Annotated in this window: 1 rRNA gene (cut by a window edge); it reads left to right on the plus strand. The window is 54.9% G+C overall.

What is annotated here, in order from left to right:
- A 23S ribosomal RNA gene (locus ACLBWX_RS22900) occupies positions 1-1976 on the plus strand (its annotated part extends 179 nt beyond the left edge of the window); the annotation flags it as partial.

A 1976-nucleotide genomic window follows, 5' to 3' on the forward strand; every position in this document is an offset into this window, starting at 1 on the left:
TCTTGGGCGATGTGGTCATTCAATACGGTTGGTCAGATGAAGGTATCAAATCCTGAATCCATAGGGGTTTGAAGCGAACCCGGGGAACTGAAACATCTAAGTACCCGGAGGAAAGGACATCAACGAGACTCCGTCAGTAGTGGCGAGCGAACGCGGATCAGGCCAGTGCCTGGCTTTAGTTTACCGGAACGGTCTGGAATGGCCGGCGAGATGGGTGACAGCCCCGTACGGGACGGACGATTGCCAGGACTCGAGTAGGGCGGGACACGTGAAATCCTGTCTGAACATGGGGGGACCACCCTCCAAGCCTAAGTACTCCTCAGCGACCGATAGCGAACAAGTACCGTGAGGGAAAGGTGAAAAGCACCCCGACGAGGGGAGTGAAACAGTTCCTGAAACCGGATGCTTACAAACAGTGGGAGCTCAAGGTTCGTCCTGAGTGACCGCGTACCTTTTGTATAATGGGTCAGCGACTTAAAGTAACGAGCAAGCTTAAGCCGGTAGGTGTAGGCACAGCGAAAGCGAGTCTGAATAGGGCGTTCAGTTCGTTGCTTTAGACCCGAAACCGAGTGATCTAGCCATGTGCAGGATGAAGGTGGGGTAACACCCACTGGAGGTCCGAACCAGTGCCCGTTGAAAAGGTCTTGGATGACGTGTGGCTAGGGGTGAAAGGCCAATCAAACTCGGAAATAGCTGGTTCTCCGCGAAAGCTATTTAGGTAGCGCCTCGAGTGAATACCGTGCGGGGTAGAGCACTGGATGGGCTAGGGCCGCCCACAGCGGTACCAAACCCAACCAAACTCCGAATACGCACGAGTACTGCTCGGGAGACACACGGCGGGTGCTAACGTCCGTCGTGGAGAGGGAAACAACCCTGACCAACAGCTAAGGCCCCCAATTCGTGGCTAAGTGGGAAAGGATGTGGGAATCCCAAAACAACCAGGAGGTTGGCTTAGAAGCAGCCATCCTTTAAAGAAAGCGTAACAGCTCACTGGTCTAAACAAGGGTTCCTGCGCCGAAAATGTAACGGGGCTCAAGCCACGAGCCGAAGCTTTGGGTGTGATCCGCGAGGATCACGCGGTAGCGGAGCGTTCCGTAGGCCTGTGAAGGGATATCCGTGAGGGGTCCTGGAGGTATCGGAAGTGCGAATGCTGACATGAGTAACGACAAAGAGTGTGAAAGACACTCTCGCCGAAAGTCCAAGGGTTCCTGCGTAAAGTTAATCTGCGCAGGGTTAGCCGGCCCCTAAGGCGAGGCCGAAAGGCGTAGTCGATGGGAACAGGGTGAATATTCCCTGGCCAGTGGATGGTGACGGATGCTGTAAATCGTTCGAGCTTATCGGATTGCTCGGGCGGTGAAGGGGTCCCAGGAAATAGCCTCCACGTGAGACCGTACCCGAAACCGACACAGGTGGACAGGTAGAGTATACCAAGGCGCTTGAGAGAACTATGCTGAAGGAACTCGGCAATTTGCCTCCGTAACTTCGGGATAAGGAGGCCTCAGTTTTGGGCAACCAGGACTGAGGGGCACAGACCAGGGGGTGGCGACTGTTTATCTAAAACACAGGGCTCTGCGAAGTCTGTAAGACGACGTATAGGGCCTGACGCCTGCCCGGTGCCGGAAGGTTAAGAGGAGAGGTGAGAGCTTTGAATCGAAGCCCCGGTAAACGGCGGCCGTAACTATAACGGTCCTAAGGTAGCGAAATTCCTTGTCGGGTAAGTTCCGACCTGCACGAATGGCGTAACGATCTCCCCGCTGTCTCCAGCATAGACTCAGTGAAATTGAATTCCCCGTGAAGATGCGGGGTTCCTGCGGTCAGACGGAAAGACCCCGTGCACCTTTACTGTAGCTTTGCGCTGGCATTCGTGTCGGCATGTGTAGGATAGGTGGTAGGCTTTGAAGCATGGGCGCCAGCCTGTGTGGAGCCATCCTTGAAATACCACCCTTGTAGATATGGTTGTCTAACCGCGGCCCCTG

The organism is Methylobacterium sp. M6A4_1b (assembly GCF_053345175.1).